Below are 17721 nucleotides of genomic sequence, written 5' to 3'. Positions count from 1 at the left end.
GGTGGCCCGGTGGCCCGGTGGCCCGGTGGCCCGGTGGCCCGGTGGCCCGGTGGCCCGGTGGCCCGGTGGCCCGGTGGCCCGGTGGCCCGGTGGCCCGGTGGCCCGGTGGCCCGGTGGCCCGGTGGCCCGGTGGCCGCGCGGTCCTGCTGTCGTGCCCGGTCGACGTTTGTCGCGCGTCGTACGGGTCGGGGTGTCGCGCGCCCGGCGCGGGCATGCGGCGCCCCCGCCGCGCAGACCCCTTGCCGCCGGCCGCCGGCAACGGCTGCCCACCGCCATGCGGCCCGTACATACCCACGGGTTACGCTGTGCGCGTGGAGCATACGCAATCGGCTGACCTGAATCTGCTGCGGGCACTCGCGGTGCTGCTGGAGGAGCGGCACGTCTCGCGGGCGGCGGAGCGGTTTCACCTCAGCCAGTCGGCGATGAGCCGTACGCTGCAGCGGCTGCGCGAGACGTTCGGGGACGAGTTGCTGGTGCGCACCAGTGGCGGCTACGAGCTGACGCCGCGGGCCCGGCAGCTCCAGGCGGAGCTGGCGGACGTGCTGCCGCGGCTGGACACGATGCTGCGCGGCGACACGTTCGACCCGGCGACCGCCACCGGCGAGGTCCGCGTCCATTGCACCGACTACGCCACGTCCGTGCTCGGCCCGGAGGTGTTCCGGCGGATCTTCCGGGAGGCGCCGCACCTGTCGCTGGCCGTGGAGCCGCTCGGCGACCACAGCGCCGCCGATGTCGAGCTCGGCCGGGCCGACCTGATGATCTCCGGGGCGATGGCGGCCAAGCCGCTGCGCTGGGAGACATTGTTCGAGGAGGACTTCGTCTGCCTGCTCTCCCGGGACCACCCGGTCACCGCCGGCCGGCTGACCCTCGACGACCTGACCCGCCACCCGCACGTGGTCGTGGCGGTCCTCTCCGGCGAGCAGACCATGGTGGAACGGCGGCTGGCCGCGCTCGGCCTGCGCCGCCGGGCCGGGCTGCGGGTGCCGTACTTCTCCGCCGCCGCGGCGGCCCTGCCCGGCACCACGCTGATCGCCGTGCTGCCCCGGCGCGGCGCCGAGCCGTACGCGGACCACCCCGCGTACCGGATCGCCGAGGCGCCGGCGGAGTTCGCGCCCTTTCCGTACGGCATCGCCTGGCACCCGCGGGTGGACGGCGACCCGGTGAACCGGTGGCTGCGCGGCATCGTGCGCCAGGCGGCGGCCGGGCTGGGCGACGCGGCGTAGCCGGACGGCGGCGGGACGTACCGGCGTATCGGCGTACTGGAAACCGAACCCGGCGCTATTGCGACGCGTTCAGCTTCGCCAGCGTCAGCACATCGCCCCCGATGCCCCAGCCGCCGTCGGGGACCTCCTCGACGAGGACCATGGTGGTGGCCCGGGCCCGCTCGCCGTAGATCTCGGCGTAAAGGTCCGTGGTGCGGGTGACGATCTTCTCCTTCTGCTCGGCGCTGAGTGTGCCCGCGGGCACCTTGAAGTTGGCGAACGGCATGACGTGCTCCTGTTGCTCCGGCGTGTTCCGTGCTCTCGCCCTCCAGCATCACCGGGCAGGCGTCATGCGTCCAGTGCGTACTGAGCAAGGTCGTCATGCGCCGCGCACATGATCACCCGAATGGTCCCGGCCGGCCCGCCGCCTGCCGCCGGGCCCGAGGTGCGGCGGGGGCGAGGCGGACATACCTTTTCAGGGTGGACCCGGGGTGAGCGGGCCGGAGGAGCGGCGGCGGACGACCGCGGGAGCCCGGGGCCGGCAAGAGGTGCGGGATGGGCGGAGCCGTCAAGGACGCGAGCAGCGCCGGACTGCTGGACGCGGCGCTGGCGGACACCGTGCGCCGTACGGACGCCTCGCTCGGCGGCCTCTACCTGCCCGACCCGGACGAACGCGTACTGCGCCTGACCGTGGTCAGCGGCTTCCCGGCCGACCTGCTCGCCCAGTGGACCCGGGTGCCGCTGGCCGCCCGGCTGCCGGTGGCCGACGCGGTCCGGCAGGGCCGGCTGGTGTGGGTGGGCACCCAGGAGGAGCTGATCCGCGACTACCCGAGTGCCGCGGTGGCCCTGCCGTACCGCTTCTCGCTGGCCGCCGTGCCGCTCGGCACCGCCGTGCGGCGCACCGGCGCGCTGCTGCTGGTCTGGTCCGGACCCCGACCCGACCGCCTGACCGCGCGCCGCCGCGGTCACGTCGTCTCCGGCGCCCGCCGCATCTCCCGACTGCTGGAGGAGTCCGTCCGGTCCGGCCGTACGCTTCCGCTGCCCGACCAGCCGCGGGTGATCACCGCCGGCCCCGGCCCGCAGCCGCTCGGGCTCGCCGCCGCGGACTTCGCCGAACGCCTGCCCGGCGGCAGCATCGGCCTGGACCTGGCCGGGCGGGTGACCTTCGCCACCCGCGCCGCCGCCGAACTGCTCGGTGTCGACGCCGGCCGGCTGATGGGCCGCCTGCCCTGGCAGGTGCTGCCCTGGCTGGACGACCCGGTCTACGAGGACCATTACCGCAGCGCGGTCATGAGCCTGGAGCACACTTCCTTCGTGGCGATGCGCCCGCCGAACCGGTGGCTGACCTTCGACCTGTACCCGGACGCCGGCGGGATCAGCATCCGCATCGTGCCCGCGACCACCGGCGGCCGTCCGGAGCCCCGGCAGCCCCGGCCGCTCATGCCCGGCGCGGCGCCCACCGGCGCCGGCCGGCTGTACCAGCTGATGAACCTGGCCGCCGGGCTCACCGAGGCGGTCGGCGTGCAGGACGTGGTGGACCTGCTCGCCGACCAGGTGATGCCCGCGTTCGGGGCGCACGGCATGGTGCTGTGGGGCGCGGAGGCCGGACGGCTGCGCGTCATGGGCCACCGCGGCCACGCCCCCGAGGTGGTCGAGAGCTTCGACGGGCTGCCGCTGGACACCGACCTGACTCCTGCCGCCCACGCGCTGACCAGCGGCATTCCCTCTTTCTTCGACAACCGCGAGGAGCTGATGCGGGTCTATCCCAGGGCGCCGCTGCGCAGCGGGAAGCGGGCCTGGGCTTTCCTGCCGCTGATCGTCTCCGGCCGTCCGGTGGGCGCCTGGACCCTCTCCTACGAGCACCCGCACTCCTTCACCACCGACGAACGCGCGGTGCTCATCTCGCTGGCCGGCCTGGTCGCCCAGGCCCTGGCCCGGGCCCGGCTCTACGACGCCAAGAAGGACCTCGCCCACGGCCTGCAGAAGGTCCTGCTCCCGCACGTACTGCCCACTCTGCCGGGCCTGGACGTGGCCGGACGCTACCTGCCCGCCAGCCACGGCATGGACATCGGCGGCGACTTCTACGACCTGATCCGGCTGGACGACACCACCTGCGCCGCGGTCATCGGCGACGTCCAGGGCCACAACGTGGCCGCCGCCGCCCTCATGGGCCAGGTCCGCACCGCCGTGCACGCCCACTCCACCACGGGCACCGCCCCCGGCATGGTGCTCGCCCGCACCAACCGGCTGCTCGCCGACCTCGACCCGGATCTGCTGGTCTCCTGCCTCTACGTCCACCTGGACCTGGCCGCGGGCCGCGCCACGCTGTCCAGCGCCGGCCACCCGCCGCCACTGCTGCGGCATCCCGAGCGCCACACCGAGGTGCTGCGCGCCGAGCCCGGTCCGCTGCTCGGCGCCCACCCCGACCCGCTCTTCCCCACCACCTGCGTCCCGGTGCCGCCCGGCTCCCTGCTCGCCCTGTACACCGACGGCCTGGTGGAGAAGCCCGGCGCCGATCCGGACCTGTCCACCCGCGGCCTGGCCCGCCACCTGTCCCGGGCCGATCCCGCCGACCTGGACGCCGTGATCGACTCCCTGGTCGACCACGCCCGCCCCACCGGCTACCGCACCGACGACATCGCGCTGCTCCTGCTGCGGCTGCGCGGCTGACCGCCGCCGCCACCGGCCGGGTACGGCCGTGCCCCGGCGCGCGACACTGCGCGCCGGGGCACGGACGGTTCAGGGGCGGAACCCGTTCACAGGAGGAATCTGTTCACAGGCGGGGGAGCGTCAGCTCCCGTAGACCTGGAACTCCCACAGCGAGTAACCCCATTGGGTCGAGCGGGCGGTTCCGTACATCCGCACGTAGCGGCCGGAGCCGGACACGTTCAGCGTCTGGTTGCCGCCGGTGCTGGTCGTGGTCGAGTAGATCGGTGTCCAGTTGGTGCCGTCGTTCGACGTCTGGATCTGGTAGGCGGTGCCGTACGCCGTCTCCCAGTTGAGCACCACCTGGCTGATGGTGTGGGTCGCGCCCAGGTCGACCTGGAGCCACTGCGGGTCGCTGAAGCCGCTCGACCACCGGGTGCCGGTGTCGCCGTCCACCGCGGCGGACGCCGGGAAGGAGGCGTTCTCGGAGGACGAGGCGGTGGCCGGCTTGCCCTGCGAGAGCAGGGTGGCCGGGCCGGGGCCGCCACCGCCGGTGCCCGGGGTGCCGTAGAGCGCGAGCTCGTACAGCGAATCACCCCATTGCGAGGCTCTGCCGGTGGCGTAGACCCGGACGTAGCGTCCCGAGCCGTTCAGGTTGGTGTCCTGGATGTCCTGTGGACTGTTGTTGTTCGAATAGATGGTGGTCCAGTTGGTGCCGTCGTTCGACGTCTGCAACTGATACGCCGATGCTGTGGCGGCCTCCCAGGTCAAGGTCGCGTGCGTGAGGTTGTAGGACTGGCCGAGGTCGACCTGGAGCCACTGCGGGTCGCTGAAGCCGCTCGACCAGCGGGTGGTGATGTTGCCGTCCGTCGCGTTGGACGCCGGGAACTGCGCGCTCTCCACCGAGGAGGACGTGGTGGGCTTGCCGAGCGCGATGTTCGTGCCGGAGGTCCCGGCCGGCGGCTTGTTGTAGACCGCCACGTAGTCCACGTTCAGGGTGCCGCCGGAGGCCGTGGCGGCGTTGGGCCCGCCGCCGAAGGCAGCCGGGAAGCCGCCGCCGATCGCCAGGTCGAAGATGATGAAGAAGCTGTGGTCGACGGCGTTGGACCAGGTCGTGGCGTCCACCTGGTTGGAGTTGATGGTGAAGAAGTTCGCGCCGTCCAGGTACCAGCGGATCTGCTCGGGGGAAGTCGAGCGGTCCAGCTCCACCGCGTACGTGTGGTAACCGGTCTGGCAGCCCGAGCACGCGCGCTCGCCGCTGCCGATGCCGGTGGACTCGTTGCACGGACCGCCCGGGCTCACCCCGCAGTGCAGGGTGCCGAACACCGAACTGCGCCCGTTGATGTCCTCCAGGATGTCGACCTCGCCGGAGCCGGGCCACGTCTGCCCGATCCGCAGCGGCGCGCCCAGCATCCAGAACGCCGGCCAGTAGCCCGCGCCGTTCGCGGTGGTCAGGTTCGGCTGCTGGATCGAGGCCTGCATCCGCACGACGCCGCCGGGAGGCGCCCCGAAGCCGTCGGCCTGCGTCTCGACGCGGCCCGAGGTCCAGCCGGAGTTCGGGTCGGTGCCGCTGTGCAGGGCCTTGAGCACGAGGTGGCCGTTGCCGTCGGTGTAGACGTTGGAGGTGCTGGTGGTCGTGGTCTCGATCTCACCGGTGCCGAAGCTGCTGCCCGGCCCGGCGTCGTAGCGCCAGACCCCGGTGTCCAGACCGGCGTTGGCCGCGCCGTTGAAGTCGTCGCTCCAGGTGGTGCTGAAGCCCGACGGCGGCGCGGGGACCGCCGCGGGCGCGGCGACGGCCGCGGGTTTGGCCGAGGCCGCGTGCTCCGCGGCCGGCGCGGTGCGCGCCGAGGCGGCGGGCGTGCCCGCCAGGGCGACCGCCACCGTTGCGGAGACGGCCAGCACGCCGGCGGCGAACCGCCGCCTGGTACGGCCGGATTGTGGGGGCAAGCGCCTGCCCATGAGGAACATGCCTACTCCTTGTGGGGGATGGGGTGAGAGCGCTCTCAGCGAGATTCGCGTCCCCCTGATGCGCTGTCAAGAGATCCGGCAACGTTTACGGAACCCGTTCCTGATCCTTGGTCCGGGGTAGGGGAATCTCTTCCGGCTGCGCCGGGCCCACCTCGAGGGGCTTGGCCGGGGGTGCGGCACTCCTCGGCGGCGCGCCCTTACCGCGTCCCGTTCGTGCGTGCGGCGCCGCACGGCGGCGGGTTCGGCTCGCCGGGAGGGGGTGGGGGCGGAATGGTGGGTTCCGCATGGGAGACTGCGGTGGGCGGGGGTGCGATGGGGTGCCCGGGGCCGTGGGACCAGGGGGAAGGGACCACCCCGGCCGCCGGGTGCCGGTCATGGTGTGCGAGGTCGTAGGGACGAAGGAACGGGCTGATGAGCGGGGGCGCCGCTGAAGCGTTGAGTGGGGTGTTGCTGCTGGCGGTGCTGGGGTGTGCGGTGGTGCGGCCGTGGGGGTTGCCGGAGGCCGTGGTGGCCGTGCCCGCGGCGGGGGTGGTCATCGGGACCGGGGCGATTTCGCTGGACCATGCCCGGGCGGAGGCCCAGCGGCTGGGGCCGGTGGTGGGGTTCCTGGCGGCCGTGCTGGTGTTGGCTCAGCTCTGTGCGGAGGAGGGGCTGTTCACCGCGGCCGGGGGATGGATGGCGCGCGGGGCGGGCGGGCGGCCGCGTCGGCTGCTCGTGCAGGTGTTCGCGCTGGCGTCGGTGACCACCGCCGTCCTCAGCCTGGACGCCACGGTGGTGCTGCTCACCCCGGTCGTGTTCGCCACCGCGGCCCGCCTCGGCGTACGCCCCAAGCCGCACGTCTACGCCTGCACCCACCTGTCCAACACCGCGTCCCTGCTGCTGCCGGTCTCCAACCTGACCAACCTCCTCGCCCTGGCCGCCGCCGGCCTGAGCTTCACCCGGTTCGCCGCGCTGATGGCCCTGCCCTGGCTGGTGGGGATCGGCGTCGAGTACGTGGTCCTGCGCCGCTTCTTCGCCACCGACCTGGCCGCGGGCGCCGAGCCGCCACCGGCCGGCCCGCCGCCCGCGCTGCCGCTGTTCGCCCTGGTCACGGTGGCCGGCACGCTCGCCGGGTTCGTCCTCGCCTCCCTCGCCGGGATCAGCCCGGCCTGGGCCGCGTTCGCCGGCGCGGCCGTCCTGGCGGTACGCGCCCTCGCCCGCCGCCGTACCACCCCCGTCGCCCTGGTACGGGCCGCCGCCGTGCCCTTCCTCGCCTTCGTGCTGGGCCTGGGGATCGTGGTCCGGGCCCTGGTGGACAACGGCCTCGCCACCGCCCTGGGCCACCTGATCCCCAGCGGCACCGGACTGGCCGCCCTGCTGGCGATCGCCGCGCTCGCCGCGGCCCTCGCCAACCTCATCAACAACCTCCCCGCCGTCCTGGTCCTCCTCCCGCTCACCGCCCCCCTCGGCTCCGGCGCGGTCCTCGCCGTCCTCCTCGGCGTCAACATCGGCCCCAACCTCACCTACGCGGGCTCCTTGGCGACCCTGCTGTGGCGGCGTATCGTCCGCGAGCACGAAGCGGAGGTGAACCTCGGCGAGTTCACCCGGCTGGGCCTCCTCGCCGTGCCTGCCGCCCTCCTCCTGGCCGTGGTGGCACTGTGGGTGTCGCTGCGGACGATCGGAGGGTGAGGGCGCGCGGCCGGTCAGGCGACGGCGGGCCGCCGGTGACCCGCCAGCCCCGGCCGGGCCGCGGACCGAACCGGTTGCACGCGCCGTGCGCGCCGTACGAGAAAGGGGCCGACCGTGACCACTGTCGTGGCGTGGATCGTCGAGGGCACCTGGCCCGCCTGTATCGAGGCGGTACGCGCGCACGCGCCGCAGGAGGCCGGGGTCGTCCTGGTGCACGTCCCGGACGTGGCGGCGCCCGCCGCCGCCCACGGCGCCTTCGCCGGCCTGCTCGGCCGCGGCCACATCGAGCGCGACCCCGGCATCGTCCTGGAACAGCAGGCCGCGGCGGCCGGCGAACGCCTTCTCGCCGAGGCCGCGGTCCGCCTGAACCGCCCCTGCACCCCGGTGCAGCGCACCGGCCGGGTCGAACGCGAGATCGTGGCCGCCGCGGAAGGCGCCGACCTCCTCGTCCTGGCCCGCGACGGCGACCGCACCCGCCTGGGCCCCCACAGCCTCGGCCCGCACAGCCGCTTCATCGTCGACCACGCCCCCTGCCCGGTCCTCCTCGTCTGGCCCGAACCGGCCCCCGGCACCGACACGATCCCGCCACCTCCACCGCACCCCTGACGGTTCGCCGTACGGGCGCTTTGACGCTGCCCTGGGCCGCGACTGCCGGGATGCGCTCGGCTGGTCGGGGCCGGGTGGCCGGTGGGGAATCGTCTGCGCGGTTCGCCTCGGCTCGGTCCCGAACGACCCGACGGCCCTGAGTTCAGCAGCAGGGCCCACTCGGCCCGAAAGTCCCACGCGGCGGCCGGCGAGGTGTCCACCGCGTCATCGTCTCCCGCTCCGCACACCGGTCGGAACGAGAAGCGACGCGGTGACCAACGTCCCGGGCCCTGCCTCCCGCCCCCTCGCACCAGCTTCGCCCGACCACCGACGTCCAGCCCTCCCCACGCCCACCCCCAAAGCCGTCCACCCCTCAACCGATCGCGAAAACCGATCGATCGCGATCAGGAATCGGCGTTGGACGCGGAGCGTCGGGGTCCTGCATGCTCGGGGCATGACGACGCAGGCGCGCGCGAGGCGGGGCGGACGGGGTCCGGTCCGGGACGGCGCGCGGGCGTGGGCGGGGGCCGTGAAGGCGCCCAGGCTGACGCAGCGTCGGGTCATCGACTTCGGTACGGCCACGTCGGCGCGCTGTCGCCGCGGCTGACGCTTCCGCACGGCGGCGTACCCCCGCGCCCGGGCCGGTCGGCCGGAGACGGGCGCAGCGCATCGACTTCGCAAGCGGCCCGACCCCATTGAGGCGCGCGGCCGCGTACGTGCCCGTGCCGTTCGCCCGTCAGCGCGGGCCGGGCGGCGCCCCGCATCCTGTCCGAGGACGGCCTCATGACTTCCGTCAGTACGGTCCCCGACACCGTGCCGTGGGACAACCCCCCGCACCTGACCCCGCGCGGCACCGTGGTGCTGCTCCCCGGCCGGGGCGAGGACCCGCGGCTGTACGAGCGGTTCGGCTCCCGCATCGGCGCCGACGCCTACCGCGTACGGGTCGTCGCCGACCCGAGCCGGTGGCCCGAGGAGGCCGCCGCGCAGGTGGCGCTGCTGGCCGCCGACCCCGAACTGCCGCGCCCCTTCGTCCTGGCCGGCTCCGACGGAGGCGCACTGTTCGCCGCCGGACTGGCCGCGGCCGGCGAGGTCGCCCCGGACGCGCTGCTGCTGGCCGGCCTGCCGGTCCGCGACCACCGGCCCGCCGCCCCGTCCTGGGACGACGAACTCGGCGCGCGCACCTCCTGCCCGACCCACCGCGGCCGGCTCGGCATCGCCGGACGGGTCGAACACGGCGCGCTGTACGAGCCGCTGCCCGACACCTGGTACGAGCGGGCCGACCTGTCCGCCGTCCAGGTCCCGGTGCTGGCCCTGCACGGCGCCGCGGACCCGGTCAGCCCGCTGGAACAGGCCCGGCAGGCGTACGCGGCCGCGCCCGCGGTGGAACTGTGGAGCCTGGCCGACGGCCGCCACGACGCGCTGAACGACATCTCGCACCGCACCAGCGCCGCCACTGTGCTGCTCTTCCTGGAACGGCTGCGCGGCGGCCCGGACGCGCCCGCCGTCGCCGTACGGGAGCGGGTGCGGCCGTGACCCGATACGTGATCGTCGGCGCGGGCGCGGTCGGCGTCGTTCTGGCCGAGGCGCTGCACCGGAGCGGCGCGTCCGTCCTGCTGGTCGCCCGCGGCCGGCAGCTCGCCGCGCTGCGCGAGGACCGGCTGCAGCTGGTCCGCCCCGAGGGCACCGTGCCGGTCCGGGTGCCGTACGCGGCCGGGCCCGACGAGGTCGCGCTCACCCCCGACGACGTACTCGTGCCGGCCGTGAAGGCCCAGGACGCCGAGCAGGTCCTCGCCCAATGGGCGTGGCGCCCGGTCACCGGGGCGGACGGCGCCGTGACGGCCGCCGCGGACGCGCTGCCCGTGGTGGTGCCGCAGAACGGGCTGGAGACCGAACGGGCCGCCCTGCGCCGCTTTTCCGCCGTGCTGTCCGCCGTCCTGTGGGTGCCCGCGGTGTACGTCACCGAGGGCGTGGTCGTCTCGCCCGCCGCGCCCACCCCGGCCGCGATGTGGCTCGGCCGCTACCCGAGCGGCACCGATCACCCGCTGCTGGAACCGCTGGCCGCCGACCTGCGCGCCGCCGGATTCGCCGTGCAGATCGTGCCCGACGTCCTGGGCTGGAAGACCGCCAAGCTCGTCGCCAACACCGCCAACGCGCTCGATGCCCTCTACCGGCCCGGGGCACTGCGCGACCGCGCCGCGCGCCTGCTCGCCGACGAGGCCCACGAGGTACTGGCCGCGGCCGGCCTGCCGTCGGTGGACCAGGCCGCCCGCAGCACCCTGGACCTGTCCGGCTTCGTCGTCCACGACATCCCCGGCCACCCGCGCGGCGGCAGCTCCACCTGGCAGAGCCTGGCCCGGACCGGTTCCCTCGAGGCCGACCACCTGGCCGGCGAAGTGGTGCTCCAGGCCCGGCTGGCCGGGCGCGCCGCCCCCGCCAACGCCGCCGTCCTGGACCGGCTGCGGCGGGCCGAGCGCGACGGCACGCCCGCCGGCTCCCTCGGCGACGCCGACCTCGCCGCGACCCTCCCCGGCCTCACCCCCGAGGTGCTCATCGGCGCCGACCGCCTGCGTGCCGACCTCGCCGGCGACCACCCGCCCCTCCTGCTCGACGTGCGCTGGGCCCTGAACGACCCCGACGGCCGCGAGCACTACCGGCGCGGGCACATCCCCTCCGCGGTCTTCGTCGACCTCGACACCGAACTCGCCGCGCCGCCTGCCCCGGGCCGCGGCCGGCACCCGTTGCCCGACCCGGGCGACCTCCAGGCCGCCGCCCGGCGCTGGGGCGTCACCGCGGGCCGCCCGGTCGTGGTGTACGACGACACCGGCGGGCTGGCCGCGGCCCGCGCCTGGTGGCTGTTGCGCTGGGCAGGGGTGGCCGACGTGCGGATCCTCGACGGCGCGCTCAAAGCCTGGCGCGTGGCCGGCGGACCGCTCGCCGAGGGGGAGGAGTACGCCGCCGGGCCCGGTGACGTCGTGCTCAGCCCCGGCCGGCTCCCGGTCCTCACCGCCGACCAGGCCGCGCAGCTGCCCTCGTACGGCCTGCTGCTGGACGCCCGCGCCGCCGAGCGCTACCGCGGCGAGAGCGAACCCGTCGACCCGGCGGCCGGTCACATCCCCGGCGCGCGCTCCGCGCCGACCACGGAGAACCTCGACGCCGAGGGCCGGTTCGCCGACCCGGCCCGCACCCGGGCCCGGCTGGCCGCGCTCGGCGCCGCCGAGGACACCCCGATCGGCGTCTACTGCGGCTCCGGCGTCACCGCCGCCCACCAGATCGCGGCCCTCGCAGCGGCCGGTATCGAGGCCGCCCTCTACCCGGGCTCCTGGTCGGCGTGGTCCGCCGACCCCGCGCGCCCCGTCGCCACCGGTCCCGACCCGTACGGGGATCCGGAGCCCGCCGCCGTCGCCGAGCCTGCGGGGAGCAAGCGATGAGCACCGAGGAGATACCGGCCCCGGCACAACAGTCCACGCAGGAGGCCGAACCGGCCGCCGCGCCCCCGCCCGTACCGCGCACCGGCCCAGCCCCCGGGTCCGCACGGCCAGATGCACCGCAGCCGGTCACCACCGTTCCCGGCGGCGTCGAGACGGTACGGCCGGACCACGAGCGGCGCCGGCGGGGGATCCCGCGCCCGGTGCGGCGTTCCTTCGGCCCGCTGGGCGCGCTGCTGCTGTGGTGGCTGCTGAGCCGGACCGGCGCGTTGTCCGCCGACACGCTGGCCTCGCCGGTGGCGGTGTTCCGCAGGGGCTGGGACCTGGCGGCCGACGGCACCCTCGGCTCGGCGATCTGGGTGTCGGCCCGGCGGGTCGGCGAGGGTTTCCTGATCGGCGCGCTGGCCGGCACCGCGCTGGCCCTGCTCGCCGGGCTGTTCCGGCTGGGCGAGGACCTGATCGACGCCACCGTGGGAATGCTCCGCGCCCTGCCGTGGGTGGGCCTGATCCCGCTGTTCATCGTGTGGTTCGGCATCGACGAGACACCCAAGATCGCGCTGGTGGTCATCGCCGTCACCTTCCCGCTGTACTTCAACATCTACGCCGGCATCCGCGGGGTGGACGACCAACTCGTCGAGGCCGGCCGGGTGCTGGGCCTGGGCCGCTGGGGCCTGATCCGGCACATCGTGCTCCCGGGCGCGCTGCCCAGCGCCCTGGTCGGCCTGCGTTACGCCCTCGGCAGCGCCTGGCTGGCCCTGGTCTTCGCCGAGCAGATCAACGCCGGCAACGGCATCGGCTACCTGATGAACAACGCCGAGCAGTTCTTCCAGACCGACGTGATCGTGGTCTGCCTGGTCGTCTACGCCGTCCTCGGCCTGGTCAGCGACCTGATCGTGCGGCTGGCCACCACGTACCTGCTGTCCTGGCGCGCATCCTTCGACGGAGCCTGACGATGACCACGTACGCCACCACGCCCGCCGCTCCCGACCCGGCCGCGCCCCTGCGGAAGGGCCCCGCGGCGCACGACGGCACCGCCGTCCACGTCCGCGGCCTGGTCCGCGCCTTCGCCGGGCGCCGGGTCATCGACGGCCTGGACCTGGACATCCGGCCCGGCGAGTTCGTCGCGCTGCTCGGCCACAGCGGCTGCGGCAAGAGCACCCTGCTGCGCATCCTGGCCGGCCTGGACCGGGACATCGAGGGCGCCGTCACCGTGCCGCGGCGCCGCGCGGTGGCGTTCCAGGCGCCCCGGCTGCTGCCCTGGAAGCGGGTGTGGCGCAACGTGGTCCTCGGACTGCCCGGCCGGGCCGACCGGGTGCTCGCCGAGCGATACCTCGCCGAAGTGGGCCTCGGCCAGCGGGCGTCGGTGTGGCCCAAGACCCTTTCCGGGGGCGAGGCCCAGCGGGTGTCGCTGGCCCGGGCCCTGGTCCGGCGGCCCGATCTGCTGCTGCTGGACGAGCCGTTCGGCGCGCTGGACGCCCTCACCCGCAGTACGGCCCAGCGCCTGGTGGGGGAGCTGTGGGCACGGCACGACTGCGCGGTGCTGCTGGTCACGCACGACGTGGAGGAAGCCGTCCTGCTCGCCGACCGGGTGCTGGTGATGCGCGACGGCGGCATCGCCCACGAGGCCGCCGTCGACCTGCCCCGCCCTCGTGACATCGGCGCCCCGCCCTTCGTCGCCCTGCGCACCGCGCTGCTCGCCCAGCTCGGCGTCGGCGCCACCGGCCCGGCCGCCGCGGACGCCACGGCCTGAGACCGCCTGCCTTCGTCCTCCCGCGCCCGGCCGCACCTGCGCACCACGTCACCCCTGTCCCGTCCCGAATGCCTCCGGCCGCCGACCGAACGGAACCGCCATGCCCGTCGAATTCATCAGCGCCACCCACACCACCGACGCGACCGAGGCCGGCGGCCGTGGCCGGCACACCGGCTTCGACGTCGACTACACCCGCCGCTTCGTCCGGGCCCTGGACGACGGCGGCTTCGACTGGACCCTGGTCGCGTACAGCTCGGCAAGCGTGGACGCCGAGCAGATCGCCCAGTTCGTGGTGAACAACTCCGAGCGGATCAAGCCGATGCTCGCCCACCGGCCCGGCTTCGTCTTCCCCACCCGCGTCGCCAAGGCGCTGGCCACCCTCGACCGGATCGGCAAGGGCCGGCTGGGCGTGCACATCATCTCCGGCGGCGACGACACCGAACAGGCCCGCGAGGGCGACTACCTGACCAAGGCGCAGCGCTACGACCGGTCGGAGGAGTTCATCCGGATCCTGCGCGCGATCTGGGGCGCCACCGGGCCGATCAGCCACGAGGGCACGTACTACCGCTTCGAGGACTTCGCCACCACCATCACGCCCTACCAGGACGCCATCCCCGTCTCCGTGGGCGGCTCCTCGCCCGAGGCGTACCGGGTCGGCGGCCGGCAGGGCGACATCTTCGGCCTGTGGGGCGAGCCGCTGAAGGAGACCGCCGAGCAGATCGCCGCCGTCAACGCCGTCGCCGACGCGGCCGGCCGCCCGCACCCGCGGATCTGGGTGTCCTTCCGGCCCATCGTCGCCGCCACCGACGAACTGGCCTGGGAGAAGGCGCGCGCCGTGCTCGGCAGGGTCCGCGCGAGCGCCGGCGTCAACGCGGTCGCCGCCCGCCCCCAGGACCCCGGCCGCCCCGCCAACACCGGCTCCCGGCGACTGCTGGACGTCGCGGCCCGCGGCGAACGGCACGACCGGGCGCTGTGGACCCCGCTGGTCACCGCCACCAACGCGGCCGGCAGCACCACCGCGCTGGTCGGCAGCTACGAGACGGTCGCCAAGGCCCTGCTGGACTACGTGGACATCGGCTGCGAGCTGCTGTCCATCCGCGGCTGGGACCCGCTCAACGACGCGGTCGACTACGCCCGTTACGTCCTGCCGCTGGTCCGCCAGGAACTCGCCCACCGGGCCGCCGCCTCCCCCTCCGCCACCGCATCGGCGTCCGCGACCGCCGCGGGCTGACCCGTACGCACCCTCACCCCAAGGAGCACCCCATGACCGGACCGCGTACGGCCGCCCTGGCGGGCTGGCTCGCGGCACTCGCCCTCGTGCTGGCCGCCTGCGGCTCGTCGTCCTCCCCGTCGCACGCCCCCGCCGCCGCCCCGTCCGGTGCCGCGAGCGCCGCCGGGGCCCGCGACGCCGACCTGTCCGGCGTCACCCTGCGGGTCGGCCAGACCGGGTGGGCCCAGTTCAAGGCAGCCCTCCAGGTCGCCGGGCTCGACCACACCCCGTACCGGATCAAGTGGGCGGTCTTCCCCGGCGGCGACAAGCAGCTCCAGGCGCTCCAGGCAGGCGCCCTGGACGTGGCGCAGACCAGCGACATCCCGCCGGTGTTCGCCGCCGCGGCCACCACGCCCAAGTGGCGGGTCGTCGCGGTCCAGCGCGCGGCCACCCTCCAGCAGAACGTCGTCGCCGCCAAGGGCTCGGGCATCACCGGCATCGCCGGGCTGAAGGGTAAGAAGGTCGGCTACGTGCAGGCCACCACCGCCCAGTTCTTCCTCTACAAGCTGCTCGTGCAAAACGGCCTGACCTGGAACGACATCCACGCGGTGCCGCTCACTCCGCAGGACGGCGTGGCCGCGCTGTCCAGCGGCTCCATCGACGCGCTGGCCACCTACGGCAACTCGGTGGTCACCACCGTGCGGCAGGGCGCCACCGTCATCGGGTCCGGGCAGGACATCCTGTCCGGGAACTTCCCCTGGGAGGCCTCGACCGACGTCGTCGCCGACCCCGCCCGCTCCGCCGCCCTGGTGGACCTGCTGGCCCGGGTGAACAAGGCGTACGTCTTCATCCGCGACGGCCACGAGGAAGAGCTCGCGAAGATCGACGCACAGGACACCGACCAGCCGCAGAGCCAGGCACTGGAGCAGATCCGGGCGAACGAGCAGCAGATCCCGACCGCCGTGCGGCCCGGCGGCGCCGCGCAGATCGCCAAGGAGCAGGACGTCGCCGACACCTTCAGCCGGCTCGGTGTGCTGCCCGGCAAGGTCGACGTCGCCTCGTACTGGAGCGACGCGCTCAGCGCCCGCCTGACCGGCGCCCTGGGCACCTCGTGACCGCCCCCGCCGCCGCACGGCTCCCGGTCCCCGCCCTCGACCGGCTCGACGAGGTCACCCGGACCCTCGCCGCCACCGCCGGGCACTACGACCGCACCGCCGCGTTCCCGTACGCGGCGATCCGGACCGTGCACGAGGCCGGGCTGCTGACCGCAGGCGTGGCGCCCGAGCACGGCGGCGCCGGGGCCGGACCCACCGACCTGGCCCGGATCCTGCTCGCCCTCGGCAAGGGCGACCCCTCGGTCGCGCTCATCACCGCGATGACCCTGCTGCCGCACGCCTTCCAGACCCGCCGGCCCTGGCCGCCGGAGCTGTACGCGCAGGTGCTCGCCGAGTCCGCCGCGGGGCCGACCCTGCTCAACAACGCCCGGGTCGAACCCGACCTCGGCTCACCGGCCCGCGGCGGCCTGCCCGCCACGCTGGCCCGGCGCACGGCCGGCGGCTGGTCGGTCAGCGGGCACAAACGGTTCGTCACCGGCGCCGAAGGGCTGAGCTACTTCCTGGTGTGGGCCGGCACCGACGAACCGCGGCCGAGGGTCGGCACGTTCGTGGTGCCCGCGGGTTCGCCCGGCATCGAGGTGGTGCCGGCCTGGCGGCAGCTCGGACTGCGGGCCAGCGGCAGCCACGACCTGATCCTCACCGAGGTGGAGATCCCCGCCGGGCATGTCCTGGACCTCACCGACCACGGCCCCGCCGCCCAGCAGGACAACCTCGCGGCCGGCTCGCTGCACGTGCTCCTGGCCGCGCTCTACCTCGGTGTCGCCCGCGCCGCGCAGACGTACGTGCACCGGTTCGCGCACGAGCGGGTGCCGGCGAACCTGGGCCGGCCGGTGGCCTCCACCGACCGGTTCCGGCAGGCCGCGGGCGAGATCGAGACCCTGATCAGTACCGCGGAACAGCTCGTGTTCGGCGTCACCGGGCGGCTCGACCGCGGCCTCGCGGTGCCCGGCACCGAGGCGCTGGCCGCCAAGGTCGTCGCCGTGCGGCACGCCACCACCGCCGTGCAGACCGGGCTGCGGCTGCTGGGCAACCCGGGCCTGTCCCAGGACAACCCCCTCGAGCGGCACTTCCGCGACATCCAGTCGGCGGGCGTGCACGCCCCTCAGGAGGACACCGCCCTGCTGGCCATCGGACAGGCGGTGCTCGCGGCGGCCGCGCCGCGGGGGTGACGCGACGGCGGGGGAGCGGCCGTCAGCCGCCGGGCGTCAGCAGGGCCCGTACGGCCGCCGCCGTCACCTCGGCCAGCCGGGGCGGCGCCTCGGCCCGGGTGCGCAGGTGCAGCAGCTCCGGCGGCACCGGCGGGAGGTCGTCGCGGCGGCGCAGCCCTTCCGGCGGCGGCCCGACGTCGGCCAGCAGCCCGACCCCGAGGCCGCCCCGGATCGCGTTCATCACGCCCGCCAGATACGCGGCCTCGGCCACCACCGCGGCCGGCCGCCCGTGCTCGGCCAGGGTCTCCAGCGCCCGCCGCCGGATCGTGCACGGGCCGTCGAGGACGGCCACCGGCAGCGGCACACCGGGCCCCGGCATCCGCCAGTCGGGCGCGGAGAACCAGGACAGCGGCAGCGCCCCGGCCGGCGCGGCGTCCCGTTCCCTCGCCTCGCCGAGGAAGACCGCGACATCGATGCTGCCGCGGTTCAGGCCGTCGTTGAGCCGGCTGCTGCGGTCCAGCCGGAAGCGCACGCCGTGCGCCGGATACCGCTCGCGCAGCGCGCCGGTGATGGCCGGCAGGATGCGGTCGGCGGCGTGCTCGGTGGAGCCCACCACGATGGTGCCGGCGTCCCGCTCGCCCAGCCCCAGCCGCAGCAGGGCCTCGTCGTGCGCGGACAGGATCCGGCGCGCCTCGGCCAGCAGCGTCTCCCCGTGCGGGGTGAACCGCATGACCCGGCCGTCGCGTTCCATCAGCGGCCGGCCCACCGTCTTCTCCAGCCGCCGCACGTGCTGGCTGACCGCCGACTGGGACAGGCCGATGGCCGCCGCGGCCCGGTGGAAGCCGCCGCAGTCGGCGATCGAGGTCAAGGTGCGCAGAGCGGCGATGTCGAGTACCCCGGGCATGCGGCGAGGCTACCCGCGGCCCATTGCGGGAACACTGCGGGCACATGTCGTCACTTCGGGTCCCCGCGGGGGTGATCCGGACCGCGGTGGGCGCGGCGGG

The 17721-nt window shown here is 75.0% G+C and carries 14 protein-coding genes and 1 pseudogene; 12 read left to right on the top strand and 3 right to left on the bottom strand.

Annotated elements, in window-relative coordinates; all coding sequences use genetic code 11:
• Window positions 1-311: 311 nt before the first annotated feature.
• Window positions 312-1223, top strand: coding sequence for a LysR family transcriptional regulator (locus ITX44_RS34630; protein WP_307795624.1), 912 nt, complete (start codon window positions 312-314; stop codon window positions 1221-1223).
• A 55-nt stretch (window positions 1224-1278) separates the two neighbouring features.
• Here the strand turns inward: ITX44_RS34630 and ITX44_RS34625 are convergent, their stop codons facing one another.
• The gene (locus tag ITX44_RS34625; RefSeq protein WP_205362889.1) at window positions 1279-1488 is read right to left on the bottom strand and encodes a 4-oxalocrotonate tautomerase family protein; all 210 of its coding nucleotides are present in this window, start codon (window positions 1486-1488) and stop codon (window positions 1279-1281) included.
• A gap of 269 nt (window positions 1489-1757) precedes the next feature.
• On the opposite strand from ITX44_RS34625, the gene ITX44_RS34620 reads away from it, so the two are divergent.
• Window positions 1758-3872, top strand: coding sequence for a SpoIIE family protein phosphatase (locus tag ITX44_RS34620; protein WP_205362887.1), 2115 nt, complete (start codon window positions 1758-1760; stop codon window positions 3870-3872).
• Between the two features lie 120 nt (window positions 3873-3992).
• On the opposite strand, the gene ITX44_RS34615 is transcribed toward ITX44_RS34620, so the two are convergent.
• Window positions 3993-5807, bottom strand: a complete 1815-nt coding sequence (locus ITX44_RS34615) for a discoidin domain-containing protein (protein WP_205362885.1) — start codon at window positions 5805-5807, stop codon at window positions 3993-3995.
• Window positions 5808-6227: 420 nt separating this feature from the next.
• On the opposite strand from ITX44_RS34615, the gene ITX44_RS34610 reads away from it, so the two are divergent.
• The 10 genes and pseudogenes from ITX44_RS34610 to ITX44_RS34570 all read left to right on the top strand — a co-directional run bounded on the left by ITX44_RS34610 (window position 6228) and on the right by ITX44_RS34570 (window position 16738).
• Window positions 6228-7484 (top strand): SLC13 family permease, encoded by a 1257-nt coding sequence (locus tag ITX44_RS34610; RefSeq protein WP_205362884.1) that lies wholly within the window; start codon window positions 6228-6230, stop codon window positions 7482-7484.
• Window positions 7485-7598: 114 nt separating this feature from the next.
• Window positions 7599-8090 (top strand): universal stress protein, encoded by a 492-nt coding sequence (locus ITX44_RS34605; protein ID WP_205362882.1) that lies wholly within the window; start codon window positions 7599-7601, stop codon window positions 8088-8090.
• 762 nt (window positions 8091-8852) lie between these two features.
• On the top strand, window positions 8853-9602 hold the full coding sequence (locus ITX44_RS34600) for an alpha/beta fold hydrolase (protein ID WP_236062202.1): 750 nt from the start codon (window positions 8853-8855) through the stop codon (window positions 9600-9602).
• Window positions 9599-10474 (top strand): annotated as a pseudogene (locus ITX44_RS41855) (ketopantoate reductase family protein); the annotation flags it as partial. The gene ITX44_RS34600 and the pseudogene ITX44_RS41855, both read left to right, overlap by 4 nt.
• Window positions 10475-10612: 138 nt before the next feature.
• On the top strand, window positions 10613-11497 hold the full coding sequence (locus tag ITX44_RS41850) for a sulfurtransferase (RefSeq protein ID WP_307795626.1): 885 nt from the start codon (window positions 10613-10615) through the stop codon (window positions 11495-11497).
• Complete coding sequence (locus ITX44_RS34590) at window positions 11494-12444, top strand: ABC transporter permease (RefSeq protein WP_205362878.1); 951 nt, start codon at window positions 11494-11496, stop codon at window positions 12442-12444. Before ITX44_RS41850 ends, ITX44_RS34590 begins: the two co-directional genes overlap by 4 nt.
• Before the next feature lie 2 nt (window positions 12445-12446).
• A complete protein-coding gene (locus tag ITX44_RS34585; RefSeq protein WP_205362876.1) occupies window positions 12447-13244 on the top strand; it encodes an ABC transporter ATP-binding protein in 798 nt (265 codons plus the stop codon).
• A gap of 100 nt (window positions 13245-13344) precedes the next feature.
• Complete coding sequence (locus tag ITX44_RS34580; protein WP_205362874.1) at window positions 13345-14475, top strand: LLM class flavin-dependent oxidoreductase; 1131 nt, start codon at window positions 13345-13347, stop codon at window positions 14473-14475.
• 32 nt (window positions 14476-14507) lie between these two features.
• A complete protein-coding gene (locus ITX44_RS34575) occupies window positions 14508-15569 on the top strand; it encodes an ABC transporter substrate-binding protein (RefSeq protein WP_205362872.1) in 1062 nt (353 codons plus the stop codon).
• Window positions 15566-16738: an acyl-CoA dehydrogenase family protein gene (locus ITX44_RS34570; protein ID WP_205362861.1), complete on the top strand. Its 1173-nt coding sequence runs from the start codon at window positions 15566-15568 to the stop codon at window positions 16736-16738. The genes ITX44_RS34575 and ITX44_RS34570 overlap by 4 nt, the downstream gene beginning before the upstream one ends.
• Window positions 16739-16760: 22 nt before the next feature.
• On the opposite strand, the gene ITX44_RS34565 is transcribed toward ITX44_RS34570, so the two are convergent.
• The gene (locus ITX44_RS34565) at window positions 16761-17621 is read right to left on the bottom strand and encodes a LysR family transcriptional regulator (protein ID WP_205362860.1); all 861 of its coding nucleotides are present in this window, start codon (window positions 17619-17621) and stop codon (window positions 16761-16763) included.
• Window positions 17622-17721 lie beyond the last annotated feature (100 nt).

The sequence above is a fragment of the Actinacidiphila acididurans genome, from assembly GCF_016918855.1.
Classification (GTDB): Bacteria; Actinomycetota; Actinomycetes; order Streptomycetales; family Streptomycetaceae; genus Actinacidiphila; species Actinacidiphila acididurans.
Note: the sequence above shows the minus strand (reverse complement) of the source record. Positions and strands in the feature narration are given on the sequence as shown.